The sequence below is a fragment of the Vibrio sp. NH-UV-68 genome, assembly GCF_042940635.1.
In the GTDB taxonomy this organism is placed as follows: Bacteria; Pseudomonadota; Gammaproteobacteria; order Enterobacterales; family Vibrionaceae; genus Vibrio; species Vibrio pacinii.
In genome coordinates this window covers 1232876-1259845 of the sequence record NZ_CP134976.1, presented here as the reverse complement: position 1 = coordinate 1259845, position 26970 = coordinate 1232876, and the positions used below count along the sequence as shown (strand labels likewise).

The 26970-nt window shown below is 44.7% G+C and carries 24 protein-coding genes; 13 read left to right on the top strand and 11 right to left on the bottom strand.

Going from position 1 to position 26970, the window contains the following annotated elements; all coding sequences use genetic code 11:
* Positions 1-13 precede the first annotated feature (13 nt).
* Together ViNHUV68_RS19880 and ViNHUV68_RS19875 are read left to right on the top strand one after the other, a co-directional pair.
* Positions 14-1078, top strand: coding sequence for an HlyD family secretion protein (locus ViNHUV68_RS19880; RefSeq protein ID WP_038176780.1), 1065 nt, complete (start codon positions 14-16; stop codon positions 1076-1078).
* Positions 1068-2081, top strand: a complete 1014-nt coding sequence (locus ViNHUV68_RS19875) for a DUF2955 domain-containing protein (RefSeq protein WP_391090900.1) — start codon at positions 1068-1070, stop codon at positions 2079-2081. Before ViNHUV68_RS19880 ends, ViNHUV68_RS19875 begins: the two co-directional genes overlap by 11 nt.
* A 115-nt stretch (positions 2082-2196) precedes the next feature.
* Here the strand turns inward: ViNHUV68_RS19875 and ViNHUV68_RS19870 are convergent.
* A protein-coding gene (locus tag ViNHUV68_RS19870; protein ID WP_391088903.1) for an IS3 family transposase occupies positions 2197-3308 on the bottom strand; the annotation gives its coding sequence in 2 pieces (ribosomal slippage) (positions 2197-3047 and positions 3047-3308; 1113 coding nt in all).
* 205 nt (positions 3309-3513) lie between these two features.
* Here ViNHUV68_RS19870 and ViNHUV68_RS19865 point away from each other — a divergent pair.
* Positions 3514-3927, top strand: coding sequence for a GFA family protein (locus ViNHUV68_RS19865; RefSeq protein ID WP_391090898.1), 414 nt, complete (start codon positions 3514-3516; stop codon positions 3925-3927).
* Here the strand turns inward: ViNHUV68_RS19865 and ViNHUV68_RS19860 are convergent, their stop codons facing one another.
* Together ViNHUV68_RS19860 and ViNHUV68_RS19855 are read right to left on the bottom strand one after the other, a co-directional pair.
* Positions 3928-4638: a response regulator gene (locus ViNHUV68_RS19860; protein WP_391090896.1), complete on the bottom strand. Its 711-nt coding sequence runs from the start codon at positions 4636-4638 to the stop codon at positions 3928-3930.
* 2 nt (positions 4639-4640) lie between these two features.
* Positions 4641-7895: a response regulator gene (locus ViNHUV68_RS19855; RefSeq protein ID WP_391090894.1), complete on the bottom strand. Its 3255-nt coding sequence runs from the start codon at positions 7893-7895 to the stop codon at positions 4641-4643.
* A 508-nt stretch (positions 7896-8403) separates the two neighbouring features.
* Here ViNHUV68_RS19855 and betI point away from each other — a divergent pair.
* From betI to choV, 6 genes are read left to right on the top strand one after another with little or no spacing between them, the layout of a single operon-like run.
* Complete coding sequence (gene betI, locus ViNHUV68_RS19850) at positions 8404-9000, top strand: transcriptional regulator BetI (protein WP_391090892.1); 597 nt, start codon at positions 8404-8406, stop codon at positions 8998-9000.
* Positions 9001-9017: 17 nt separating this feature from the next.
* Complete coding sequence (gene betB / locus ViNHUV68_RS19845) at positions 9018-10472, top strand: betaine-aldehyde dehydrogenase (protein ID WP_038176768.1); 1455 nt, start codon at positions 9018-9020, stop codon at positions 10470-10472.
* Positions 10473-10494: 22 nt separating this feature from the next.
* Positions 10495-12195 carry a choline dehydrogenase gene (gene betA / locus ViNHUV68_RS19840; protein WP_391090890.1) on the top strand — a complete coding sequence of 567 codons (1701 nt, stop codon included), beginning with the start codon at positions 10495-10497 and terminating at the stop codon, positions 12193-12195.
* Between the two features lie 31 nt (positions 12196-12226).
* Positions 12227-13165, top strand: coding sequence for a choline ABC transporter substrate-binding protein (locus ViNHUV68_RS19835; RefSeq protein ID WP_391090888.1), 939 nt, complete (start codon positions 12227-12229; stop codon positions 13163-13165).
* Positions 13166-13219: 54 nt separating this feature from the next.
* Positions 13220-14062: a choline ABC transporter permease subunit gene (gene choW, locus ViNHUV68_RS19830; protein ID WP_038176764.1), complete on the top strand. Its 843-nt coding sequence runs from the start codon at positions 13220-13222 to the stop codon at positions 14060-14062.
* Between the two features lie 2 nt (positions 14063-14064).
* Entirely contained in the window at positions 14065-15249 is a 1185-nt protein-coding gene (gene choV / locus ViNHUV68_RS19825; protein WP_038176762.1) for a choline ABC transporter ATP-binding protein, read from the top strand.
* A gap of 73 nt (positions 15250-15322) precedes the next feature.
* Here choV and ViNHUV68_RS19820 read toward each other — a convergent pair whose 3' ends face one another.
* The 3 genes from ViNHUV68_RS19820 to ViNHUV68_RS19810 form a co-directional block, all read right to left on the bottom strand.
* Positions 15323-15751 carry a DUF3010 family protein gene (locus tag ViNHUV68_RS19820; protein WP_038176761.1) on the bottom strand — a complete coding sequence of 143 codons (429 nt, stop codon included), beginning with the start codon at positions 15749-15751 and terminating at the stop codon, positions 15323-15325.
* Positions 15752-15845: 94 nt separating this feature from the next.
* On the bottom strand, positions 15846-16217 hold the full coding sequence (locus ViNHUV68_RS19815; RefSeq protein ID WP_038176760.1) for a cystatin domain-containing protein: 372 nt from the start codon (positions 16215-16217) through the stop codon (positions 15846-15848).
* A 156-nt stretch (positions 16218-16373) separates the two neighbouring features.
* Entirely contained in the window at positions 16374-16718 is a 345-nt protein-coding gene (locus ViNHUV68_RS19810; RefSeq protein ID WP_391090885.1) for a DUF3316 domain-containing protein, read from the bottom strand.
* A 315-nt stretch (positions 16719-17033) separates the two neighbouring features.
* On the opposite strand from ViNHUV68_RS19810, the gene ViNHUV68_RS19805 reads away from it, so the two are divergent.
* The 3 genes from ViNHUV68_RS19805 (at position 17034) to ViNHUV68_RS19795 (ending at position 19049) form a co-directional block, all read left to right on the top strand.
* Entirely contained in the window at positions 17034-17864 is an 831-nt protein-coding gene (locus ViNHUV68_RS19805) for a DUF6279 family lipoprotein (protein ID WP_038176756.1), read from the top strand.
* 86 nt (positions 17865-17950) lie between these two features.
* The gene (locus ViNHUV68_RS19800) at positions 17951-18715 is read left to right on the top strand and encodes a TSUP family transporter (RefSeq protein ID WP_391090883.1); all 765 of its coding nucleotides are present in this window, start codon (positions 17951-17953) and stop codon (positions 18713-18715) included.
* A 142-nt stretch (positions 18716-18857) separates the two neighbouring features.
* Positions 18858-19049, top strand: coding sequence for a hypothetical protein (locus ViNHUV68_RS19795; RefSeq protein ID WP_038176752.1), 192 nt, complete (start codon positions 18858-18860; stop codon positions 19047-19049).
* Between the two features lie 32 nt (positions 19050-19081).
* Here the strand turns inward: ViNHUV68_RS19795 and ViNHUV68_RS19790 are convergent, their stop codons facing one another.
* Positions 19082-20602, bottom strand: a complete 1521-nt coding sequence (locus ViNHUV68_RS19790) for an aldehyde dehydrogenase family protein (RefSeq protein WP_391090881.1) — start codon at positions 20600-20602, stop codon at positions 19082-19084.
* A 246-nt stretch (positions 20603-20848) separates the two neighbouring features.
* Between ViNHUV68_RS19790 and ViNHUV68_RS19785 the strand changes: the two genes are divergently transcribed.
* Positions 20849-22603 (top strand): sigma 54-interacting transcriptional regulator, encoded by a 1755-nt coding sequence (locus ViNHUV68_RS19785; RefSeq protein ID WP_391090879.1) that lies wholly within the window; start codon positions 20849-20851, stop codon positions 22601-22603.
* Between the two features lie 144 nt (positions 22604-22747).
* Here the strand turns inward: ViNHUV68_RS19785 and ViNHUV68_RS19780 are convergent, their stop codons facing one another.
* The 4 genes from ViNHUV68_RS19780 to zwf form a co-directional block, all read right to left on the bottom strand.
* A complete protein-coding gene (locus ViNHUV68_RS19780; protein ID WP_169739024.1) occupies positions 22748-22885 on the bottom strand; it encodes a hypothetical protein in 138 nt (45 codons plus the stop codon).
* A gap of 190 nt (positions 22886-23075) precedes the next feature.
* Complete coding sequence (gene gnd, locus ViNHUV68_RS19775) at positions 23076-24524, bottom strand: decarboxylating NADP(+)-dependent phosphogluconate dehydrogenase (protein WP_038176747.1); 1449 nt, start codon at positions 24522-24524, stop codon at positions 23076-23078.
* Positions 24525-24557: 33 nt separating this feature from the next.
* Positions 24558-25274 carry a 6-phosphogluconolactonase gene (gene pgl / locus ViNHUV68_RS19770; protein WP_391090877.1) on the bottom strand — a complete coding sequence of 239 codons (717 nt, stop codon included), beginning with the start codon at positions 25272-25274 and terminating at the stop codon, positions 24558-24560.
* The gene (gene zwf / locus ViNHUV68_RS19765; protein ID WP_038176744.1) at positions 25271-26773 is read right to left on the bottom strand and encodes a glucose-6-phosphate dehydrogenase; all 1503 of its coding nucleotides are present in this window, start codon (positions 26771-26773) and stop codon (positions 25271-25273) included. The genes pgl and zwf overlap by 4 nt, the downstream gene beginning before the upstream one ends.
* Positions 26774-26970: the final 197 nt, after the last annotated feature.

Sequence of the window (26970 nt, the reverse complement as noted above, 5' to 3'; positions counted from 1 at the left end):
TCATCAAGCTCTTATGTCTGTTGCAGAAAAATCCTCACGCAAGCTCAGTCTTTACATCATTACTGCTGTTTTGGTTATTTGGCTTTATAGCCTATGGTCAGATCGTGTCACACCAATTACTAGTGATGCTCAAGTACACACTTACTTAGTCAGAGTGGCGCCAGAAGTCTCTGGAAATATTGTCGATGTCAATGTCGAAGACAATCAAATCGTTGAGGCGGGTCAGGTATTGCTGACAATCGACCCTCGCAACTACCAAGTCGCGTTAAAGGGAGCGCAAGCCAATCTTGCCATTGCCGGACAAAATATAGGGGCAAGTACGGCAGCGGTGGAGGTGGCTCAAGCTAAAGTCGTCGATGCTCTCGCTGCGCGTGATAATGCAAGAGAACAAGCCAATCGAACGGCCGAACTTGCCTCGCGCGGTGTGTTGAGCCAAGCAGATCTGGATAACGCGATTGAAGCAAAAAATCGTGCTCAGGCAGGTCTTGAAGCGGCGCAAGCCTCGTTAGTTCAAGCAGAGCAAAACTTAGGACCGACTGGCAGCAACAATCCGCAAATACTTGCCGCGATGGCAAGCTTAGAGAAAGCGCAACTCGATTTGTTAAGAACGCAAGTGCTGGCACCGTCTCGGGGGGTTGTAACGAATATGCAGCTTACGGTTGGTCAAACGGCCACTGCGGGTGCGCCATTATTAACTTTTATTGACCCTCGAAGCGTCTGGATCTCGGCACTGGCGCGTGAAAACTCCATCGAACATATCCGTCCAGGACAAGTGGTGAAAATTGTTCTTGATGCATTACCAGGACGAGTGCTAAGTGGTCAGGTTGATAGCATCGGTTGGGGCACTGGTGGCAGCAATGATATCGATCCAACGACTGGCTTCTTGAATGCAAAAACCAGCAGTTTTACCCCGCAACGTTATCCAATCAACATTATCTTTGATAACCCTGAAGAGCTGACCAATATTCGCTATGGTTCACAAGCAACGGTGGCCTTTTACACCGAGCAAAGTACGGTGGGTCAGTGGTTAGCGAGTCTTTGGATGAGAATTTTGAGTATTTGGACTTATGTTTCGTAGTGCGGCAAACCCAGTCATTCGGTTGGTGTTTGCCCCAACCTTACTGCTGTTTTATTTAATTTCTCAAGGGGCCTTTTTTCCAGTGTTGGCCCCAATGTTTGTGGTGATTTTTCTCACCATCATGCCATCACGGCCGCCGCTGGATATGATGCTCAAGTTGCTCGCTGTGATTTTTGTGGTGAGTTTTGGGGTTATTGCGATAGGAGAATTGTTAGTTGACTCGCTAACAGGTTTTGTTTTGTTCTGTTGGTTGATTCTTTTTTGGAGCTTTTACCGTAGTCATAAAGATCCAAAAGACATGCTTGCAACTTTTGCTCTGTTATTTGTGATTATTACGAGTGTAGTGAATCTGCAATTTGATACTTCGATTGCTAATTTACCATTGGTGATGCTCAATACCTTCTTGACGGCCTTAGTTGTGACATACGTGAGTTTTCTACTTTTTCCTGGTGATCAGAAAGATATTTTACCCGATGAGCAAGACATGGCAGGTGCCGAAATCCATCTTGGCATCATTGCCTTCAAAACGACGGCGTTGTTGCTTGCTCTGTTCGCATTGATTGGCACGGGTAGCCCGCAAACATTACTGATTGCGATTACGGTAGGCAGTATGATCAAAATTCCTGTTTCACGTGACCAACGAATCTTTCGCAACAACCGCTTGATTGCCACGACGGTAGGTATATTGATGACTATTCCGATCATGTTATTGCATTGGTTCGGATTACCCATGTGGGCAATATTAGGTGTTACGTGCTTTTTGGGCCTGCAACTGGCGTGTTATGCCATTCGTCGACAGTGTCGTTTGAGTATCTACCAATTGTTATTTACAAATTTTATTGTATTAGTGAATCAAATACTCTCCTATCAAGGTAGTCAGCCTTTGAATGCAGAGCTCATGCGTTTGGTTTCTATTATTATCGCGATTGTTATTGCAACCGTGATGCTTAATTTGTTAACGGTTGAACCAAAATCATCATCAAGCTCTTGTCAGTCGGTGTAGCGTGAGAAATGCATGTCATATCAAACTAACGCTATTGATCCGTAGTTAAGTTGTTTATATTGATTCTATTGTACGTTGGTTATCAACGGTTCAAGATACTGTAAACCTCCCCTAATTAGTTGCGCCCATAATGAGAGGTTTCGGCTTGTTCATTCTTCATTAAATATTCCCATGGTGTCAGATCGTTGAGGGCATCATGGGGACGTTCTTCGTTGTATTCTCGTATCCAGTTTTCTGTTAGCTCACGCACGTCATTCAAGGTTCTGAACACATACATATCGAGGATCTCTGTGCGATACGTACGGTTAAATCGTTCGACATAGGAGTTCTGAGTCGGTTTGCCTGGTTGGATAAATTCCAGCTTGATATCATGCTCCTCAGCCCAAGTCGCCAGCGTTACAGAGATGAACTCTGGGCCATTATCCATTCGCAACTTTTCTGGATAACCTCGCCATGCAATGATTCGTTCAAGCACTCGAACCACTCGTTGCGCAGGGAGGCTTAAATCCACTTCGATAGCGAGTGCTTCACGATTGAAGTCATCTACTACGTTGAAGGTTCTAAATCGACGTCCGCACTGTAAGCTGTCACTCATAAAGTCAATCGACCAACACTGGTTAGCTACCATTGGCACATTAAGCGGCTCAGGCGAACGAGTTGGTAAGCGTTTTTTCCCTTTACGACGCTTATTGAGTTTGAGTTCGCAGTAAATCCGATATATCCGTTTATGATTCCAGCCATGTCCCCACCGACGAAGTATTTTGAGCAACTTGCTAAAACCGTAGGCTGGATAACGCTCAACCGCTTTTTGCAGTTCAACAATCACTTCATGATCGTTATTCGCTTTAGGCTGGTATCGATAAACAGAATCACTAATGCCAACTGCGCGACAAGCAAGACGTAAACTGGCATTGTGCCGTTGTCTGGCATACTCAACCAGTTCTCGTCTTATCGCTGGCTTTACAGCTTTTTTTCTACGATGTCTTTGAGAATTCGATGCTCTAAGCTCAACTCAGCAAACATGGCTTTCAAGCGACGATTCTCCTCTTCTAAGTCTTTAAGGCGTTTGACTTCAGAGGCTTCCATCCCACCGTATTTGGCTTTCCAGTTGTAGTAGGTGGCATCTGAAATGCCGTATTCACGGCACACTTCATTGACCTTACGACCAACTTCCACTTCTTTTAAGATTTTGACGATTTGTGTTTCTGAGTAACGTGATTTTTTCATCGCGAGTTCTCCTTCTATGCTCAGTCTAAGCCGAAGAACTCTAAAATGGTATGCCACTAGTTTAGGGGAGGTTTACAATACAGGCAGATTATTGATGGATTTAATTTCGCTTGCAGAGTAATTTGTGGCTATTTATTTCGCTAAAGTGTTGTTTTTTTATATTTCTTTAGTGATCGCATTATTTGATGTTCAGGAGGAACCATTAATGAGTTATCCAGTACAAGGTGCCTGTCAGTGTGGCAATGTTACTTACACGCTTAATCAAACGCCCAAGATGGTGATTGCATGCCATTGCATTGAGTGTCAGAAGTTATCTACGGCGCCTTTTAGCGTGACCGCTGTTGTGAGCAATGAAGACATTGAAATTACAGGTGAACTCAAAGAGTGGCGACGTATAGCTGACAGCGGCAATAAAAACTACGCTATGTTTTGCCCAGACTGTGGCAATCGTGTTTACCATTTTAATCCAGACGATCCGTCAACACTGAAGTTAAAGTTAAAATCCAGCAGCCCTGACGATCATAAGGTATTCGAACCAACGGTGCATGTTTGGGTCAGCGAAAAACAAGACTGGTATGAGGTTCCTAAAGGGGTAAAGGTTTTTGATAAACAACCATAGTTAAGTCACCATCTGCGCTTGATCTACACGGGCGCAGATGGGATTAATTTCAATCACATTGCCCAATTCAAACAGTCGGCGCAAGAGCTTAGCATTGAGTGTTGTGCCAGCCTTGACTAAGCTGCCACCAGAAATAACATGGATATCTTCTAAAAGCACCATCCCTTCTTTTAATTCCGATAACTTCTCTATTTTTACTATATGGGATGACACTTCCGATATACGTGGAGAGGTAGAATCGGGTTTGCTATTTACTTGTTCAAAGGTAACGGCGGTAGAGACACTATGATAGAGATGCTGTTGATAGAGGCACTTAGGCTCAGACACCGCATTTTTTATTTGTTGTTGAGCACTACTGACGGTAATCGGTTTTACTAAAAATGAGTCAACCTCTAAAGTCATGCATGCGGAAATGGTGGGTGTATCTGACAAGGTTGTGACCGCGATAATACTGGTGTCTTTAGCGACAGACGTTTTGCCCTCACGAACCATTTTTATTAGCTCTAACCCATTGATGTTTGGCATATTAATATCAGTAATAATCAGGTCAATTTGATTATGGTTGAGTTTGTCCAACGCTTTTTCACCATTACTGGCACTCAATAGGTTTTCATAACCATTTTTTACTAACATATTGATTAATGCTTTACGAGAAAATGCGTGGTCTTCGACCACCAATAGCGTGAAGTTCGTAGGATCGAAATCAGCCATGTTTATGCCTCTGTTGGTTCAATGATGTTAAGCTCAATCAAGAGCATTCCAAGCGCATCGACATCTTGTCGGCAGCGTTTTATCGTTTTGTTAAGCGTGTTCCAATCTTTGGTAGTGGCATTATGTTGCAGTGTTTCAAACGTGTCAGCGATTGTCTGTGCACCGGCAGAACGAGCCGCGCCTTTGGCGGCGTGGGCGAGATGTTGTAACTGGTTTAGTTCTTGGTTATCTAGCGCCGATTCTGCTTTACGTAAGTCATCAACCACCGATGACCAGTAATCTTGTAATAATGGTGCGATAACGGCGTGCTCCGTTGTACCAAGGATATCTTGTAACGCCCCCATCGATATGGGTGAATCACTTTCACTCTTCACTGCGTTTGGCTGTTCAGCGCTAGGTGCAGGCATTGAGATTTCTAACCAAGTCATTAGTGATTGGTTTAATTGGCTCAATTCAACGGGCTTGGCGAGATAGTCGTCCATTCCACTGTCGATGCACTGTTTCGCTGCGTCAACGGTCACGTCTGCCGTAATCGCAATAATGGGGGTACGGCTGTGGAAGTGTTCGTTGCGCTCGATTGTTCGGATTTGACGGGTGAGTTCATAGCCATCCATCACTGGCATATGACAATCGACTAGCAGTAAATCAAACTGGTGGGCGCGCCAAATGTCGAGAGCTTGTTGACCATTTGACGCGATATCACATTGAAAGCCAAGATAATTGAGTTGGCGTTGGAATACATCACGATTGGTCGGTTGGTCATCAACCACCAGAATACGAATGTTGCTTGCTTGGTAATTTGGCTTGGCCATTCTAACCCCTTGATTACTGGCATAAGCATCGTTTCCAGGGGATTTCAATGCTCTGATCGCTCGCATTAATTCACTCGGTTTAAATGGGTTAGATGGCATCGTGTATAGGTTGGGCCGAGATAAACAGGTTTTTGCCTTGTTATGTGCAGAAAGGGTAATAATGTCAAACGAGGCCAACGTCGCGGTATCTTCATCATTTAGCTGACTGTTATCAAAAAAATTGTAATAGTCTGGGCCGATAATCAATAGATCGATTCTTACCCCAGCTTGTTTTGCCTGATTCAATACGGTAATCGCGTTTTTTAGCGTAGGGATGGTATGTATTTTACAGTTGCAATTAGACAAGTTAATTTCACAAAATGTTGCTACGTCTTGATTCTTGGTAATGATTAACACTCGGCTACCATCAATCAAGTGGTAGGTACTGTCTTGTGGGGGCGATTCCACTTGGATAAAAGGTAATTCTAGTGAAAAACGGCTTCCAATACCTTGCTGGCTTTCTACCTGAATGGTTCCTCCCATCATCTCAAGTAATGAATGAGTGATAGATAGCCCTAAGCCCGTTCCACCGTATAGCCGTGTAGTTGTTGGGTCTGCTTGAGTAAATGCATTAAACAAGCGCCCCTTTTGCTCTTCTGAAATTCCGATACCATTGTCTTCAACGATGAGGTCAATGCAGGGCGCTACTCCATTATGCCCAAGTGACGCAGATACCCATATTTTACCCTTTATACCATTTACGCTCTGAGTAAATTTGACGGCATTTCCGACCAAATTGAGCATTATTTGACTCAAACGAACACTATCACTCATGATGGTATGAGGCAGTTGACTATCATAAGTTAGGAATAAATTATTGCCTTTATTTTGAGCTTGTAAACTAAGCACATCTAAGGTTCGCTCGAGAAGCTCCAGTAGTTCAACAGGTCTACTTTCAAGTGACATTCGACCTGCTTCTATCTTAGAGAAATCCAGAATATCATTGATGATGTGCAATAGAGTAATGGCCGATTGTTCAATTGTTGACACCATGGTTCGTTGTTCAGGCCTTAGCTCTGTCTCAGACAATACCCCGATCATGCCGATGACCCCATTCATTGGGGTACGGATCTCATGGCTCATATTGGCTAAAAACATCGATTTGGCTTCACTGGCGGCTTGTGCAGCTTCACTCTCTTTTTTAAGGTACAGCTGAGATTGTTTTTCTTTAGATATGTCGATGTTGACACCACTCATGCCCGTGGGTGTTTGACCATCAGATGCAAACACAACGTGCGCTGCGGCTTTGATCCAGCGAGTTTCACCACTAGGAATGACGATTCGAAATTCGGCATTGAATTGACGAAGGCCCTCTCGAGCAAGAAGAAGTGCTTGCTCAGAATCAAACAGATCATCTGGGTGAACTCGTTCACGCCACATCGAGTATGTGTTGTTACATATGTTTGGGTCGACATCATACATTTCATACATACGCTCGTCCCAGATCAACTTGTTGGTTGCAAAGTCCCAACTCCAAATCCCTATTCCACCAGCCTGTGTGGCGAGATTCAAACTGCTTACCACTTTAAGTAGCTCGTTTTTACGGCGTTTTAACTCAAGCCTTGTCTTTTGTTCAGAGCGACTGTCTTTGAGGGTGACAACAATAAACCTCTCGTTCTTGAGCGAAATATATCGACAAGCGGCAAGCATTGACTTTTGTTCCAAATGGCTGGCCAGGGTGAGTTCTCGATCAAAGAAAACCTCTTGATAGAGTGGCACTTGGCTGAGTTGTTGACTAATAGCGTCTGCTTGCATCGGCTCAATATAGGTTTCTATCGTATTGCCAATAAGTTCACAACGTTCACTTTGAAAAAAAGTCAGTGCCGAATCATTCGCATCCACAATTTGGTTGTTGCTGTTGAGCAAAATCATGGCGTCAGACGACTGTTCGAACATCACGCCCATCTGCTGCTCATGTTCATTGGTTCGGTGATTTTTCTCTTCGATCAGGTTTTGTAACTTATCATTACTCTTTTTAAGTGCAGTCTCGGCATGTTTAATGTTGGTGATATCACGTTGAGTGATGACCAGATAGTTAAGTTTCCCCTCGTTGTCACGCATGGGCTCGATTGTTGCTTCAAGCCAGCGTGTATCTGCGTTGCTCTTGACTTCAAGTTCTACATTGGCTTTCGAACCTTTGCCGGCAAGTGAAATCAGCTTATCAAGGTGTTGTTGGGTAAGTCGGGAAGAGAAAAAATCATGAAGGCTATGTCCGATAACGGGGCGATCTTGGTGTTGATAAAACTTCAAAAAAGCGGGGTTGGCATAGAAAATGGAATGCGAACCCTGCATACCATCACAAATTAAGACACCTTCGGACAATACATTCAAGACGCCAGTTTTGAGCTCTGGCGTTGCAGTAGTGTGCTTTTTTGGTGCCCAGAAGGAGGTAAACGGAAGTTTCATATTATCGACCTGGTTTTGTTAGGGAACTAACCGCGCGAAACGAAATGCATTTTATTTCATAAGAATAGCTAGCTTAGTGGTTTTAGCAACTTTTCTATATGCACTCGGTTTTACCTTAATAAAATCCAATAGAAGTCTAAGTTTTGATTTGAATGGTTTAGTTGCTGAGTAAATTAGAGTGCGAAGTAAATTATTTGGCATTAGTTGTGGCTATGTAACCAGTGTTAATATTTCTCCGGTTTTTTAGGCTGGGTTTTAACTTTTAAAAAATGATAGAACTTTATTTATCTTAATGTTTTTAAAGGTTTTATTGTATTGTTGTGTGACTTCCCAGCTTAACTTCATAGAGTTTTACTGAGATGGGTATTTACTTAGAGTTGAATGCTATTGCCGGTGTGGTTTTGTATTGAACGTGCTACAAATTCCAAAAAATCATTTGAGTTCTAAATGATTTTCAGGCATTTTATATTTAACTAATCGTTCAATTAAAAATTGAGGAGTAGCAAAAATGCCTAAGGTTGGGATGCCAAGTATCCGAAAACCACAGCTGGTAAACGCGACGATGTCAGTGATAGACAGAGTGGGGTTGCCTTGTGCAAGCATTGCTTTAATAGCCAAAGAGGCGGGGGTTTCGACGGGAATCATCAACCATTATTTTGGTGGTAAACATGGTTTGCTTGAGGAAACGATGCGTGAAATACTGCGTCAGTTATCTCAAACCGTGACGGATAAGCTACGCGCTCTTCCTGCTGATGCCCATCAACAACGAATTAATGCGATTGTTGAAGGTAACTTTGTTGGCTTCCAAGCCGAGAATAAAGTCGCCAAGACATGGCTAGCATTTTGGTCTTATTCAGTGCATGACCAAAAACTAAAGCGATTACAACGAGTAAATGAAAAACGCTTGATTTCGCACCTCAAAATTGAACTAAAAGCGCTCTTCGATAAACAACAGGCTGAGATTATCGTCCACGGTATCGCAGCGTTGATTGATGGTATTTGGCTACGTGGCACGCTCAACCCACAAGGCATAGATGCAAATAAAGCACGACTGATCATCAATGATTATCTCGATAAGCAGCTTATCTTTTATTCACAAAAATAACCAAAGTCAGACTCAATATGAAATCACTATTTATTGATGGGCAGTTTTGTCACGCCACATCTAATCAAAGCTTTATCACATACAATCCAGCTAACGGTGAACCGCTAGCAACGATAGGCCAAGCTAGCGATGATGATATGTCGCGAGCAATTGAAGCTGCAAAGCGTGGCTTTGCTGTTTGGTCAGCGATGGCGCCCATTGAACGCAGTCGCATTTTACTCAAAGCGGTCGCGATTTTGCGTGAGCGTAATAATGAATTAGCGGAACTTGAGGTCGCCGATACGGGTAAGCCTTTACAAGAAGCACTCGAGGTTGATATTGCCACCGGTGCCGACGTCATTGAATATTACGCCGGACTTGTGCCAGCGATGCAAGGTGAACAGCAACCGATGGGAGACAGTCAGTTTTTCTACACTCGTCGTGAGGCTTTAGGCATTTGCGCTGGTATTGGTGCGTGGAACTACCCAATTCAAATTGCCATGTGGAAGTCAGCGCCAGCGCTAGCTGCGGGTAACGCAATGATCTTCAAACCGTCAGAAGAGACACCATTAACGGCATTAAAACTGGCAGAAGTGTTTCAGCAAGCTGGTGTGCCTGATGGCGTGTTTAATGTACTGCAAGGCGATCATCGTGTTGGTCAAATGCTAACGGCGCACCCTGATATTGCCAAAGTATCGTTCACGGGCGAATCGGGCACTGGCAAATTAGTGATGGCGGATAGTGCCAAAACACTCAAGCAGGTAACGATGGAGCTTGGTGGTAAATCGCCGATGATCGTATTTGGTGATGCCAAACTTGACGATGCAGTTTCAGCGGCGATGGTTGCCAATTTTTACACTCAAGGTGAAGTATGCACTCATGGTACACGCGTATTTGTTCACCAATCAATTTATGACGACTTTGTTGCCCAGCTCAAAACTCGTACAGAAAAACTAGTGGTCGGCGATCCTATGGATCTTGAGACACAAATCGGTGCGCTCATTTCCAAAGAGCATCTTAGCAAAGTGTTATCCGCCATTGAGACAGCGAAAGCAAGTGGTGCCACGTTGCTCACTGGTGGCTATCAAGTTACCGAAAACGGCCTAGAAAATGGCAACTTTGTTGTGCCAACCGTGTTTGTTGATTGCGACGACAGCATGTCACATGTTCAAAATGAAATCTTCGGTCCTGTGATGTCGGTGCTCAAGTTCAGCGATGAAGAAGAAGTGATTGCTCGTGCGAATGACACCGATTACGGACTTGCCGCAGGGCTATTTACCCAAGACTTAAGCCGTGCCCACCGAGTAATTCATCAAATGCAAGCGGGGATCTGCTGGGTCAATACTTGGGGAGACTCTCCTGCAGAAATGCCTGTTGGTGGTTACAAACATTCAGGCATTGGCCGAGAGAACGGACCCGAGACACTGCGCAGTTACACTCAAACCAAGAGTGTATTAATTGAACTGGGTGGCTTCGAAAGCCCTTACGCCTAGCGACATAATTCGGAGAGACACAATGCAACAACACTACGATTATATTATCGTCGGTGCGGGATCGGCTGGCTGTGTATTGGCGGATCGCTTAACCGAAAGTGGTCAGCATCAAGTGCTATTACTTGAGGCAGGTGGCACCGATAAAAGCATCTTTATTCAAATGCCGACAGCGCTTTCATATCCGATGAACAGTGACCGTTATGCGTGGCAATTTGAGACCACGCAGGAACAAGGTTTAGACGGACGCCAGCTTCATTGTCCGCGTGGAAAAGTGCTCGGCGGCAGTTCATCGATCAATGGCATGGTCTACGTTCGTGGCCATGCGTGCGATTTCGATGAATGGCAACAACAAGGGGCAAATGGTTGGAACTACCAAGCGTGTTTACCTTATTTTAAACGCGCCGAGTCTTGGATTGGTGGTGAAGATGACTACCGTGGTGGCGCCGGGCCACTAGGAACATGTGCTGGCAATGATATGCAGCTCAATCCACTTTATCGCGCGTTCATTGATGCAGGCGTTGAGGCAGGCTACCCAGAAACAGATGACTATAACGGTTATCAGCAAGAAGGGTTTGGTGCGATGCACATGACGGTAGATAAAGGCGTGCGTGCTTCTACCTCTAACGCTTACTTAAGGCGTGCTCTGAAACGTTCAAACTTAACGCTAATTAAAGGCGTTGTGGCGCGTAAGTTCCTTATTGAAGGCAATAAGGCCACAGGTCTTGAGTTCGAAAAGTCGGGCAAAGTGCAACGCGTTTCGGCGTCAAAAGAGGTTATTTCGAGCGCCGGCTCGATTGGTTCGCCGCAACTGCTTCAGCTATCAGGTATTGGCCCTAAAGCGGTACTTGATCAAGCGGGCGTTGAAACCGTGCTTGATCTGCCTGGTGTCGGTCAGAATCTGCAAGATCACCTCGAAGTGTATTTTCAATATCACTGTAAAGAGCCCATCAGCCTCAACAGCAAGTTGGGTCTTGTCAGCAAAGCTAAAATTGGTACCGAATGGATTTTGACACGCAAAGGACTTGGGGCAACCAACCATTTTGAATCGTGTGGCTTTATTCGTTCTCGTCCAGGGCTGAAGTGGCCAAATATTCAGTATCACTTCTTACCAGCTGCGATGCGCTACGATGGCCGTACTGCTTTTGATGGCCATGGTTTTCAAGTGCATGTTGGGCCAAATAAACCCGAGAGTCGTGGCAGTGTGCAAATTGTTTCGGCCGATCCGCACGTGCACCCTCAAATTGAGTTCAATTACATTTCAACCGAACAAGATAAGCAAGATTGGCGTGACTGTATTCGTTTAACTCGCGAAATTCTCGAACAGCCTGCGTTAGACAAATATCGTGGAGAAGAGATTCAACCCGGTGGTGAGATTACGTCAGACGACGATATTGATGCTTGGGTGAAGAGTAATGTCGAAAGTGCGTACCATCCATCGTGTAGCTGCAAAATGGGCGCAGATAACGATCCAATGGCGGTACTCGATGAGCAGTGTCGAGTGCGCGGTATCGAATCGTTGCGCGTGGTCGATTCGTCTGTTTTCCCCACCATCCCTAATGGCAACCTTAATGCGCCAACCATTATGGTTGCAGAACGTGCCGCAGACATGATCTTAGGTAAACGTCTATTAAAAGAACAGCAGCAGCCCATCTGGATTGCACCAGGTTGGCAGCAACACCAAAGAATGAAAACTCCAAAAAGGGCTGTCGAAACAGCCAAGTAAATTAGTCAGCAATCATTACAAGGAAATTACTATGTCTATGATGACAAAAACAATGACTACCCTCGCAGTCAGTACATTCGCTTTTAATGCTTATGCGAACCAGTGTGAAACCGTTCGTTTTGCCGATGTTGGTTGGACCGACATTACGGCAACGACGGCAGTGACTAGCGAGTTGCTCAAAGGTATGGGTTATAAAACCAAAACTGACTTACTTTCAGTACCAGTGACTTATTCTTCAATGGCAAACGGTGATATCGATATCTTCCTTGGCAACTGGATGCCAACGATGGAAGGGGACATCGCTAAATACCGAGAAGCAGGCACCGTCGAAACCGTACGCGCCAACCTTGAAGGTGCAAAATATACGCTTGCTGTACCAAAGTTTGTCTATGACGCAGGTGTAAAAGATTTTGCCGACCTTGCCAAGTATGCCGACAATTTTAAAGACCGTATCTATGGCATTGAACCGGGCAATGATGGTAACCGCTTGATCCAATCTATGATAGATAGTGATGCGTTTGGTCTTAAAGATTTTAACCTCGTTGAGTCTAGTGAAGCGGGTATGGTTTCACAGGTATCACGAGCGGTGCGTCGCAACCAATGGATCGTATACCTTGGTTGGGCTCCACACCCAATGAACAGCAATGTTGAAATGGAATACTTAGCCGGTGGCGATGACTTCTTCGGTCCAAATTACGGTGGGGCTAATGTCTACACAAACGTACGTCAAGGTTACCTTGCGGAGTGCCAGAACGTAGGCCAGTTGCTTAAGAATTTAACGTTCAGCTTAGAGATGGAAAACCAGTTAATGGAACAGATCTTAAACCAGAACGTCAAGCCGTCGAAAGCGGCGCAAAAATGGCTGAAAGAGAATCCAAAACAAGTGGAAGCTTGGCTTGAGGGGCTGAAAACACTCGAAGGTGGTGACGCAGCCACAGCCGTAAATAACTACATTAAATCAAACGCGTAATCTCATTGCGGTGAGGTGTTATTCGCACCTCACCGATCAAAGAAAGGTCTTATTGTGAATTTTATTACTAACAACAAAATCCCTGTGGGTGAATGGATGGAAACCGTGGTGGATTGGCTGACGCTTAATGGCGCAGGCTTTTTCGACGCTGTCTCTATCTTTCTTGAAACTGTGATTCTTTTTGTTGTCGATGTGTTTAAGTGGATGCCACCTGCCGCACCAATTATTTTAACGGCGGCGATTGCTTGGTATTTGCATAGAAGTATTCCTTTGGTGCTGTTTATTGTTGGCGCATTGCTGACCATTCTCAATATTGGTTATTGGCAGGAGATGTTGGAAACCTTTGTTCTTGTATTTGCAGCGACAACGATTTCCGTATTAATTGGCGTACCTCTAGGGATCATGGCAGCGCACCGCGCGTGGTTATATACCTTGTTGAGACCAATACTCGACTTGATGCAAACCGTGCCAACCTTTGTTTACCTTATCCCGACCTTAGTCTTGTTTGGTTTAGGTATCGTACCGGGGTTAATTTCAACCATCATATTTGCGATTGCAGCGCCAATTCGTCTTACTTACTTAGGAATGACCAAAGTACCGGAAGAGCTGATCGAAGCGGGCAAAGCGTTTGGTGCTAGCCGTAGAAAGTTGCTATTCAAAGTTGAGCTTCCGGCGGCGATGCCAAGCATTATGGCGGGCGTAACTCAATGCATTATGTTGTCACTATCAATGGTGGTGATCGCGGCATTGGTTGGAGCCGACGGACTGGGTAAACCTGTGGTACGTGCACTTAACACGGTGAATATTTCACAAGGTTTTGAAGCTGGCCTCGCCATTGTTTTGGTTGCCATTATTCTTGACCGCTTATGCAAAACACCAAACCAGAAAGAGGCTTAATGATGGATGCAATTACAATTAACAATCTTGACGTGGTTTTTGGTAACAAGCAGCAACAGGCGCTCGATCTGCTTGATCAAGGCAAAAGTCGCCAAGAAATTATTGATCAAACTGGCCAAGTTGTCGGCGTTGATAATGTTTCAATGACAGTCAAAGAGGGCGAAATCTGTGTGCTAATGGGTTTATCTGGTTCGGGTAAGTCGAGCTTATTACGCGCCGTCAATGGTCTTAATTCAATCTCTCGCGGTAGCTTAGAGATTAAAGATGGCGAGCAAAGTGTCAATTTAGCCGATTGTGATGAAGGCACACTGCGTCACCTGAGAACCCATCGCGTATCTATGGTATTTCAGAAGTTCGCCTTGATGCCATGGTTGACTGTGCTAGATAATGTTGCTTTTGGTTTAGAAATGCAGGGCGTGCCGAAGGCTAAACGTCGTGAAAAAGCACGAGAGCAGCTCGAAATGGTCGGATTAGCTGAGTGGGAAACCAAGCATCCTCATGAACTTTCAGGGGGAATGCAGCAACGAGTTGGTCTTGCTCGTGCTTTTGCTATGGATACCGATATCTTATTGATGGATGAGCCGTTTTCAGCGCTTGACCCCTTGATTCGTGCTCAATTGCAAGACGAGCTGATTCTATTGCAGAAAAAACTCAATAAGACGATTTTATTTGTTAGTCACGACTTAGACGAAGCGCTCAAGATTGGTAATAATATCGCGATTATGGAGTCTGGTAAGCTTATTCAACATGGTAAGCCAGAGCAGATCGTACTTGCACCAGAAACAGAATACGTCAAAGACTTTGTCGCACACACTAATCCATTGAACGTGTTGAAAGGACGCTCGTTGATGCAAATGCGTGAACAGCTCATCAGCCGAGATGACCAATGGCAAATTTGTTCACGTGACGATTTATGGGTAAAACAGCAAACCAATGGTGTTGCTTTAGTTGACTCAGATAAAACATTACTAGATTGGAGTGATGGCACATTTGAAATGGCACAAGTCAGTGAATCCAACGTGGTTCAGGCAAGCCCTGAAATTGGGATGCGTGAAGCAATTGAGCTAAAACAACGCAGTAATCAACCTATTTTATTGGTTGAAAATAACCAGCTGGTGGGCGTACTCACCGATAATGAATTGTACGATGCCTTGTTAGGTAATTTTAAAGACCGACGCGTAGCATAACGTGAACGGATAACAAAAAGCCCAGCAATCAATGCTGGGCTTTTTATGTCATTAAGCGTTTGATTAACAGCGATTAGCCGCGTTTCATTACACACGCGTAAGCAGTCGCAAATGCTTGTTCCTGATATTGCTTAAGGCCAGTCTCTTTAAATGCGATGGCGAGTGGATTTCGCTTTAAGCTCTCTTTGATCTCTGTCGGAGAGACGACTTCAACATTCAGACCTTCAATAAGTTGAATCGCTGCTTCAAGTTTGAAACCTACGGCACCACCGGCAAATTTTCCTTTGGTTTGACGCTGACGAATCACCACTTTTTCGATCTGATAATCTTCGACCAGCTTGGCGAAAGAGAACTGAAACTTACGGATTTCTTGTGTGTCATTCGCATTGCCGATCGTTAATTTCGATACGCGGCAGTCAGGCAGATGAACCACACTGTCTGAATGAGAAAGAAGACAAATAATTGCGTCGTTTGCTTTTAGTTCTACACCACAAATTTTCATGCTTAAACCTATTTGTTATTGAACCCTTATTATATCGGCCAAACGCGATGAAGCGACCTAATTATGCCTTTTTCATTCAAACAAAGGTCATTTTTTATGGACACAGTGGGCCAGGCGTCGCAACTTGGTCGACCATGTAGTCATTTCGCAGATTCCGATAAACAACAGCATGCCACACTTCGCCATTCTTCAGACGATATTCAATCGCATAGTTGATGCCACTGACTACCTGTGTGCGCACTTTGTCGACACTTTGTAATTCTGAATGACTGCCCATATGTGACATGAGGGCATTGACGGCAGCTTGGACATCAGGCGTGATGTCGGCATCACTCCATCCCCCAGGCATAGATTTAGTGGTACATAGCGGGTTAGGTGAAGGCTCTTGGATAGTGGGTTGAGAAGTCTGACTGCATCCCATTAGCGCGAGGGTCGTCAACAAAGAACTGAGTATAGAAATTTTCATCGTTTACCTTCTAAATAAAAATGACGGACAGCGAAAGGGTGCCGAAGCAAGTTTATTTTTCGAGTATAGTTCGATCGAGCTCTGATAAGTCAGGAAACCGTCATAAAAAGGTCGCGATGCTTGCGCACTGCGACCTGATTGTTTGCGCTAACAAGATTAGTCTCGACGGCTTTCACGGTAGGTGTACTGATAATCAACCCCGAGCTTCGCTTTGTACTCAAACTGGCCGGGAGCTTTGGCATACTCTTCAACTTGTACCAACATGTCATTTACTTTGACACTTGGAGAAATAACATTGTTTTCGTGTATTGGGAGTACAATTTTCAATTTAGCGCTATCCATCGCTTTCATTTCGTCCATTAGATCAAACGCAGCATCATAGGCTTGTTGTTTGGTTGCGTATGCGTCAGTCGTTAGCGTGGTATGGCTAATGACAGTTTGATTGGCAGCGAATACAGAAGCACTGATCACCAATGTGGCAAAAAGAATCAATTTTTTCATCGTTGTGTCTCCTAATGGGCTCTCAAATACAAGCTTACTGTGCAACGAAATAAGACTGTCACTGCTGCGTAAACAAAATCGCGGTTTGTGATAGCGTTTGTTTAAGATACTCACTCTTCACTGACATAGTGATTTGGCGGTTAATAATTGGTCGTTTGGGTTGTTTTTGAGTCAAAATAGGTAGAGCTACGTACAAAACTAGTCGCGCTGAAACTAGATTCGATAATGCTGGCATCATCGTAAAGAGTGTAATGACTAAACTTAATAATAAATAGAGTGACCCAACTCGCTGAATGGCTTTTTGCAGGGATAAGCATGAGAAAACTAATAGTATTGATAGTGATAAGTTTGAGTTTATTTGGTTGTAGCTCAAAGTTCGTATACAACCACATCGATTGGTTGGTGCTTGAGTTTGTTGAAGATTACGTAGAACTTGATGAACAGCAAGAAGACTTTGTTAGCGATAAAATTTCGCAACTGAGTGAGTGGCATCGAAAGGAAGAAATTCCCAATTATATCGAGCAACTTGATCAACTTATCGCGATTGAACCAAGTCAATTTACTATTGATGATATGCGAGTTCACGAACAACAAATACGTGCCCATTCGCAACGGCTAGTTGCACGAGTTGCTCCAGACCTATATCAAATTACGACACAGTTGTCTGACGATCAAGTCAATGAGTTTATGGATAATCTACGTGTGCGTCATACTAAATACAAAAAGAAATACCAGTCACTCACTGATGAAGAGATCAAGCAACGCTATCACCAGCGAATTGAGAAAAATCTTGAGAATTGGCTGGGCGACTTAACGGAAAAACAGCAGCAACTTCTCACCCGTTGGACCAATGAGTTGCAAATTACTTCGCGCGATTGGGTCACCCATCAAACTAAGATGCGTGTTGAAATCAACGCACTGCTGGTAGAGAGGCTTAACGAAGCATTATTTAAACCCGATTTTCAAGATCTCATGTTCAACCCTGATAGTTTTTATTCGCCTCAGCTTGCAGGCAAAATTGAGTATAACCGGGAGGTGGCAAGAACTTACTTAACACAAATTATCAATACCATGTCGTTAAAACAGACGCAGCATTTTCGTGATGAGCTTGAAGATTGGAAAGAGCTGGCATTGGATATTCAGTAGGATGAGCACAGTTTTAGCCATCGGTGGTTTTTTCTTCTGACACCGCACGTTAATGTATATCATCTTGAAAATAACGAAATTTGCATATGGAATGGATTCTACTTTTTGCAGCGGGCGTGGTAGGTGGTATTTTAAATAGTATTGCCGGTGGCGGTAGCTTTATTACCTTTCCCGCGCTGATGTTTTTTGGTTTGCCTGCGGTTGCTGCGAACGCGACCAACACCTTCGCCGTTTGTGCCGGTTATATTAGTGGTGCTTATGGTTTTCGCCAAGACATTGCACATTCGGCCCAGCGATTACCTTCATTAATTTTGATCAGCTTATTGGGTGGTGCACTTGGTGCGTATTTACTGCTCAATGTCTCAGAGCAGCAGTTTTTAATTGCTATTCCTTGGTTGCTTCTTTTTGCCACCTTACTATTTTTGTTCGGCCATCATTTAAGTACTTGGCTTGCAAAAGGGGCACAACGCGTCTCTCTTAATCCGATATGGTCAACGATCTCAATCAGTTTGTTGTTATTACTGGTCTCGGCTTATGGCGGCTTTTTTAATGCTGGCCTAGGAGTTATTGTACTGAGCTACCTTGTTTTAGCAGGCTACACCAACATCAATCAAATGAACGGGTTAAAATTACTGGTTTCATCGTGTGTCTCTGTGATTGCGATTGTGGTGTTCATGGTGGATGGGGTGATTGATTGGCAAAAAGGTTTTGCGGTAATGATGGGATCACTGTTAGGTGGTTACGTGGCGGCGCGAGTCTCAAGAAAAGTCGAGCAAAAATATGTGAAAGGTTTTGTGGCATTATCAAGCATCGCCATGACGTTGTATTTTTTCGCTGATGTATATTTGTAAACGTATTTTATCGCTCTCATAGCGGTAAGTGTTGTTGATCACGTTCTGCCCCGATTTGAGGTCATTTTAGGTTTATTTAGCTCGCCTATCGGCATAATAACGCTATCAAACAACAGGATGGACTGTTGTTTAAGGAGGCGTTATGAGTAGAAAACTAGGCAGAGTCATGTCGAGCAGCCGCATGATTACCTTCGTCGCATTTCTGTGTGCAGTTTTTGCGTGGGTGTTTAAGATGCCAGTGCTTCTTACCGTATCTATCGCTGCGTTAGTAGTGAGTGCGGCATTGTATATCAACGACAAGTATCGCAAATCTAAACTGAAAAAGAGCGCCTGATGGCGCTCTATGAATGAACCCCTTTGCGTGTTTTAGAAGAACCCAAGCGGGTTGACGTCATAGCTAATCAATAGATTTTTGGTGTTTTGGTAGTGATCAAGCATCATTTTATGGGTTTCACGCCCGATACCGGATTTTTTATATCCGCCAAACGCGGCGTGGGCAGGATAAGCATGGTAACAGTTGATCCAAATTCGTCCGGCCTCAATGTTGCGACCCATTCGATAGGCAAGGTTAGCATCACGCGTCCATACCCCAGCCCCTAAGCCGTACTCAGTATCGTTAGCAATGGCCAAGGCTTCGGCTTCATCTTTAAATTTAGTGATAGCAATCACGGGCCCAAAAATCTCTTCTTGGAAAATACGCATTTTATTATGGCCTTCCAACATTGTCGGTTGGATGTAGTAGCCTTGGTTAATGCTGTCTGGCTGCTGTGATACGCCTCCGCCAAAGACCACTTTGGCGCCTTCTTGACGACCTATCTCTAAGTAACTCAAAATTTTATCGAACTGTTCTTGTGACGCTTGCGCACCAACTTGAGTATCTGTATCAAGCGGATTGCCTTGTTTAATCGTCTTGGCTCGCTCGGAAAGTTTGGCCACAAATTCATCGTAGATGGACTCATGAACCAAAACGCGAGAAGGGCAGGTACACACTTCCCCTTGATTAAAGAATCCAAGTAATGTGCCCTCGATACATTTATCTAGGTATTCGTCTTCGTGATTAAAAATGTCGGGGAAATAGATATTGGGTGATTTACCACCTAGCTCTACCGTAGAAGGGATCAGGTTGTCGGCGGCGCATTTGAGGATATGGTTACCCACTTGCGTCGATCCAGTAAAGGCCAATTTGGCGATCCGATCACTGGTTGCGAGTGCTTGACCTGCCTCATTACCAAAACCATTGACCACATTGATCACACCTGCAGGGATAAGGTCGCCGATCTTTTCCATCAAAAGCAAAATAGAGGTTGGCGTTTGCTCGGCGGGTTTAAGTACCACACAACACCCTGCCGCCATTGCTGGAGCGAGTTTCCACGCAGCCATTAGCATAGGAAAGTTCCAAGGGATGATCTGGCCGACAACCCCAATTGGTTCAGGAAAGTGATAGCTTGCTGTTGTTTCATCAAGCTCGGCTGCGCTGCCTTCTTGGGCACGGATACAACCAGCGAAATAGCGGAAGTGGTCGACTACCAAAGGTAAATCAGCGGCCAGCGTTTCCCTAACGGGCTTGCCGTTTTCCCATGATTCAGCCACCGCAAGTTCTTCGATATGTTGTTCAATGCGATCGGCTATTTTTAGCATGATGTTGGCGCGTTCAGTGACACTAGTTTTGGCCCACGATGCACGCACGTTATGGGCCGCATCTAAGGCAAGCGCGATATCGGCTTCCCCTGAACGCGCCACTTTACAATACGCTTGACCATTGACTGGCGAGGTATTGTGAAAGTATTCACCATTGACCGGTTTGACCCATTCGCCACCGATATAATTGTCATAGTGTGTTTTAAATGAAACGACTGAGTCTGTGTTACCTGGTTGTGCGTAGATCATACAATTTCCTTATTGGTTTCTCGTTGTTGTGTTTATGTCATTCGCATGCGGAATGTTTTTTTATCGTTTTCAACAAACGCAAATCACAGACCAAGTGTTAATAACTTGTTGCATTTGTGGGTTGGCGCTAGAGTTAATGAGGCTTTGCGCTTGTTTTATAAAAGCCAAGACAACAGGGCTGAATGTTAATGAAATGTTCACCTGTTCCAAAGTGACACAGTCAGTTTGCTCAAAAATGGTACAACGATGGAATTACAGCGACAACAAAACAGCGATTGGTTGAGTTCGTCATGGCGACGAAGTAGTGATGCAGGCTTAAAAGAAATCAAACGGCCAAGTGATGCAGTGCTGTCTAATGCAGTGATGAAAGAGCGTCGTTATGACAATAAAGGCGTTATAGAGGCGGTTGAACAAGCGGCCTTGCCCCTGTTTAATCAAGTGCTTGGGCGTAGTGATAGTCGTTTAATTCTCACCGATGGAGAAGGGGTGATCTTAGCCAGTTGGGGCCAAGAGCGATTTAGAGAAAAATTGCTTGAGATAGCTTTAGAGTCTGGAAATTGCTGGCAAGAGCGTTTAAAAGGAACCAATGCAATAGGCACCGCTTTATTTGAGCAACGTGCGGTTTCGATTATTGGCGAGCAGCACTTTATCAAACAACACCGTTTTATCAGTTGTTCGGCCAGCCCACTGTTTAATCATAAAGGCGAACTGGTCGGGATATTAGATATCACCAGTGAACAAGAACAACATGATGTAACCACTCAGTTGTTAGTGCAAAATATGATTCAATTGGTTGAAAATCGGCTGTTATGCCAAATCCCAGGAGCGGCGTACCAAGTCGATTTGGCGTTGAATGAGTCGGTTTTGCATACTGGGTGGCAAGGTATTGTTATTGCTGATGAGGGAGGTCGAGTGGTTGCTCATAACCATGTTGCGTGTCAGCTTACTCGGCAATCGAATATTGTTGGTGAAAAAATCGAAGCACTGCTTGAACGCTCTAAGCAACAAATGCCTTTAGTGTTTGAAAAGCGCTTGCTTAACGGCGCGTCCAAAGTCAAAAGCGCCGTTAGTGTGTCTAGTGAACTTCATTACGGAGAGCCTCAAGTTGAAACCGCTTGGCAGCAAGCCAATAAAGTTATCGGTAAAGACATCAGTTTACTTATCCTAGGGGAAACTGGGGTTGGAAAAGGTGAATTTGTTAAAGCGCTGCATAAACATAGTACTCGGAATATCGCGCCCTTGGTTACAGTCAACTGTGGAGCGTTGGCCAAGGATTTGATTGAGTCTGAGTTATTTGGTTATGCCTCTGGGGCGTTTACTGGAGCCAGTACGAAAGGCTATCTAGGCCGAATTCGCCAAGCAGACAAAGGCATCCTATTTTTAGATGAAATTGGCGAAATGCCATTGGAGGCGCAGTGCCGGTTACTCACCGTACTACAAGATAAAATCGTCATGTCGATTGGTGCTAGCCGAGCGTATCAAGTTGATATTCAAATCATTGCTGCCACTCATCAAGATCTCCGGTCGTTAGTAGAACAGGGGCTTTTCAGAGAAGATCTCTATTATCGCTTGAATGGATTGGTTATCGAACTGCCTTGTCTACGTACTCGGCGCGATAGAATGCAATTGATTGATGTCATTCATGCTAAATACAAACCTCAGCATCAGAACATATCAAAGGCGTTATTGGAGCAATTGAAGCACTACGGTTGGCCTGGCAATTTGCGTGAATTAGATAACCTATTTAAGGTGACTTGTCTGATTGCGAGCGATGAAGAAGAGCTGCGCCTTGAGCATGTTCCTGCTCACTTGGCGACCCATATTACTCAGAATCTGAGTGACAACAGTGTACAAGAGCCAACAGACTTGAAAGCCACGGTTAATTCAACGTTAGTCGATACTTATCACGCCCACAATGGCAACATCAGCAAAATGTCACGTGTTCTTGGGATTAGCCGCAACACCATCTATCGTAAATTAAAGGCTATAGGGATTGGCTAGGCGTAATTGTAGCGACAGCTATTGATAATGTATTACCAAACGACTCTGAGAATGAGAGCCAAGTGTTAAATCTGCAAGTATCTGAATTTAAAGTATAAAAATAAAAAGGAGTCCACGATGGACTCCTTTTCCTTGAAACCTAGCCTACAAGCCGCCTTGTTGCTGCGCCTGTTTTACTAAAGCCTGACGTTGAGTTTCCTTCTCTAACAATTGATCATTGTCGTTTGCACGCTGAGATTTCTCTGCTTGTGGAGCAAAGACAAAGTATTTATTAATAGTCATGTTAAGAACCTCAATTAAGAGTGATAACCTTCCAGGTTAAGTTAATCACCATGGTCTACATCGTTAAGATGTAAAACTCCTTGTTGTAGGTTTCAAAAAATAGAGGATGTTAACTAGGTTAACATCCTCCATGAAGCAATAATTATAGTATGAGTCTTAGGTATGAATAAAGACTAAACTCATCCTTTTATTAAACGTCGTAAGTCGTAGACGCCGTATTACCGCCAGTACCTGTCCAGTTAGTGTGGAAGAATTCACCACGTTCACGGTCAATACGCTCATAGGTGTGAGCACCGAAGTAGTCACGTTGAGCTTGCAGTAGGTTTGCTGGCAAACGCGCTGTTGTGTAACCGTCTAGGAACGAAAGCGCAGAGATAGTACAAGGCATTGGGATACCCGCTTCTAGCGACTTAGCCGCAACTTTACGCCATGCGCTTAGGCTGTTCTTCAGAATGCCTTTGAAGTAGTCATCTGAGCCTAGGAATGCAATGTCTGGGTTCGCTTCGTATGCATCACGGATGTTGCTTAGGAACGCCGAGCGGATGATACAACCACCACGCCACATAAGCGCTACGTTGCCGTAGTTGAGATCCCAGCCATTTTCATTTGACGCTTCACGCATTAACATGAAACCTTGAGCGTAAGAGATAATTTTCGATGCGAGAAGAGCCTGACGTAGTGCGTCAACCCACTCTTGCTTATCACCTTCAACCGGCGTGATTGTCTTGCCAAATAGAGATTCTGCTTCAACACGCTGATCTTTTAGAGCTGACAGACAACGAGAGAAAACTGACTCAGAGATAAGCGTCAATGGAATACCTAAGTCTAGTGCGTTGATACCTGTCCATTTACCCGTACCTTTTTGGCCAGCAGTGTCTAGAATCTTCTCAACTAGCGGCTCACCATCTTCATCTTTGTAGCCAAGGATATCAGCGGTGATTTCTACTAGGTAGCTGTCTAGTTCAGTTTTGTTCCAGTCAGCAAATACAGCTTGCATCTCATCTGCAGACATACCCAGACCATCTTTCATAAACTGGTAAGCTTCAGTGATGAGCTGCATGTCGCCGTATTCGATGCCGTTGTGAACCATCTTAACGAAGTGGCCAGCGCCATCGTTACCAACCCAGTCACAGCAAGGCTCGCCAGCATCTGTTTTTGCAGAAATACCTTGGAAAATAGGTTTCACCGCTTGCCAAGCTTCAGGAGAACCACCAGGCATGATTGAAGGGCCAAAACGTGCACCTTCTTCACCACCAGAAACACCAGTTCCGATAAAGTGAATGCCTTTTTCACGCAGTGCAGCAACACGACGGTTAGTGTCTGGATAGTTAGTATTACCACCGTCGATGATGATGTCGCCTTTGTCTAGAAGTGGAACAAGTGACTCGATAAATTTATCAACGACATCACCAGCGCGAACCATAAGCATGATTTTACGCGGTGTTTCTAGTTTCTCTACGAGCTCTTCTAGCGAGTAGGCACCAACAATGTTTGTGCCTTTTGCTGGGCCTTCAATAAACTCGTCTACTTTTGCTGCAGTACGGTTATGAGCAACCACTTTGAAGCCGTGATCGTTCATGTTTAAGATAAGGTTTTGACCCATTACGGCTAGGCCAATTACACCGATATCACCTTTCATTTTTGCTCTCCAATTGATCTATTTTGACGCGCATTACGCAATTTTTGCTGCTGCGTCTGAATCTAAGTACCACTCCGTCTCACCAGTTTTAGACTGGATTTTGGCTGCAGGATAAGGCAGCTCACTTGCCGGAGTGGTATGAATTTCGTGTACGATGTCAACTTTGCCCGCACCAAGGACTAGATAGCTAATACGTTTGGCAGCTTCAAGTACTTTGGCTGTTTTTGATACGCGGATTTGGCCAGACTCTGGGTGAGCGGCTAATAACGAAAGGCTTTCATCTTGATAGTTGGTTTGCCCTGGGAACAGCGATGCGGTATGACCATCCGCACCAACGCCAAGCAAAATCCAGTCAAATACTGGTGTACCGTTTTCACACGGGATAACGTCAACCATTTCTTGTGCAAAGCGTTCAACTTCGCCCTCAGGATCGTTTTCACCAAGGATACGATGGATGTTCTCGGCTGGGATATTTACTTGGCTGAACAGTAGCGTGTTGGCTTCGCCATAGTTGCTCTGTGCATCATCAGGAGCCACGCAGCGCTCATCGCCCCACCAAAAATGGAGGTTGTGCCATTGAATGCTTTCAGCGTAAGGCGCTTGTGCTAAAAGCTTGAATAGCATTTTGGGCGTGCTGCCACCAGATAGTGAGATGTGCACAGGGCGACCAAGTTCACTCAACGCTTGCATGTCATTGGCTAAGCTTTCGACAACTTGTTGAGCGGTTTGAAAAATCTTGTGGTTAATCATAATTCACAGTAGTCCGTGTCAGTTAGGTTCTTGCATGGGAAACGCCACGCACGATGATCGCGCTGAAGTAGGTCGTCTGACTCTTTTGGTCCCCATGTGCCACAGGCGTAACCAAACAGGGCTTGTGGGTCCTGCTTGAAGTCGAGAATAGGTTGGACGTATTGCCAGCAGGCTTCTACTGCATCACTACGTGCGAACAGTGTCGCATCACCATTAAGCGCATCGAGTAATAAGCGCTCGTACGCGGTCAACATCTGGGTCTCTTGCAAAGAAGCATAGTGGAAGTTCATTTTTACTTCTTTTGCATTAAAACCAGCCCCTGGCTCTTTCAAGCCAAAGCTCATTTGAATGCCTTCATCTGGTTGAATACGAATAATCAACTTGTTCTCTGGTGCATTTTGACCAAATACCGGGTGCGGCGTTTGTTTGAAATGGATAACCACTTCAGTGACGCGAGTCGGCAGTCGTTTACCACTGCGGACATAAAACGGCACGCCATTCCAGCGCCAGTTATTGATGTACGCTTTAAGTCCGACATAGGTCTCGGTTCGTGAGTCAGTCGCCACGCCTGGCTCATCACGGTAGCTGGGTAAAAACTCGCCGCGCACGTCTGATTCGGTGTATTGGCCAAGCACAAGATTGTTACGCAGATCGTCTTCCTCAAGCGGCTTAAGACATTGTAATACTTTGACCACTTCGTCGCGCATTGAGTCTGCGTTGATTTGTGCTGGTGGTTCCATACCGACCATTGCTAATACTTGCAATAGGTGATTTTGGAACATATCGCGCACTGCGCCAGAGCCGTCGTAGTAACCCCCGCGCTCTTCAACACCAAGGAATTCCGCTCCCGTGATTTCAACGTATTCGATATAGTTACGGTTCCATAGTGGCTCGAACATCGCGTTAGAAAAACGGAAGACAAGCAGGTTTTGAACAGTCTCTTTACCTAAATAGTGGTCGATACGGTAGATTTGGTGTTCTTTGAAGTGTTCGTGAATCTCTTTATCGAGCGTTTTTGCTGACTCGAGATCGTAACCGAATGGCTTTTCGATGATCAGCCGTTTCCAACCATCGTCTTCGCAGTTAAGACCGTGCGCGGCGAGGCTAGATGGAATAACGCTGTACAAGCTAGGCGGTGTCGCAAGATAGAACAGCGTATTACGTTGTTCAAATTGGTACTGCTCACCGAGCTGGTCGAGTCGGGCGGTCAGTTTCGAGTAGTCGGCACTGTCCGAAGTGTTGATGGCTTGGTAGTGAAGATGGTTGATAAAAGCATCGAGCGTTGTTGGTTCGGTTTTTTCCATCTCTAGCAGCGAGCGCTTGAGCTTTTCGCGGTAAGACTCATCGCTGTATTCTGTACGACTTACACCAAGAATGGCAAAGTTTTCAGGCAGCTGTTTATTTGAGTAAAGGTGATATAGAGCTGGGATCAACTTACGATACGTTAAGTCACCCGAAGCACCAAAAATAACGATGCTGCTGTTTTCTGGTATTACCATCATCTTTCCCTTAAAAACGAGGTAGTGTCATGTGCCTCATTGGCTGGCATGAATAGATAACCAACCCTATCAACGACACCTAAAAGTATAAAATCGGTCTTACCTATCAAACCAATAGGTAAAACAGAATAAATACGCCAAATCTCAATGCATCACTAAAAAGGAGTGAAAAAATCAGAGCTGAAAGTTCAGTTGGC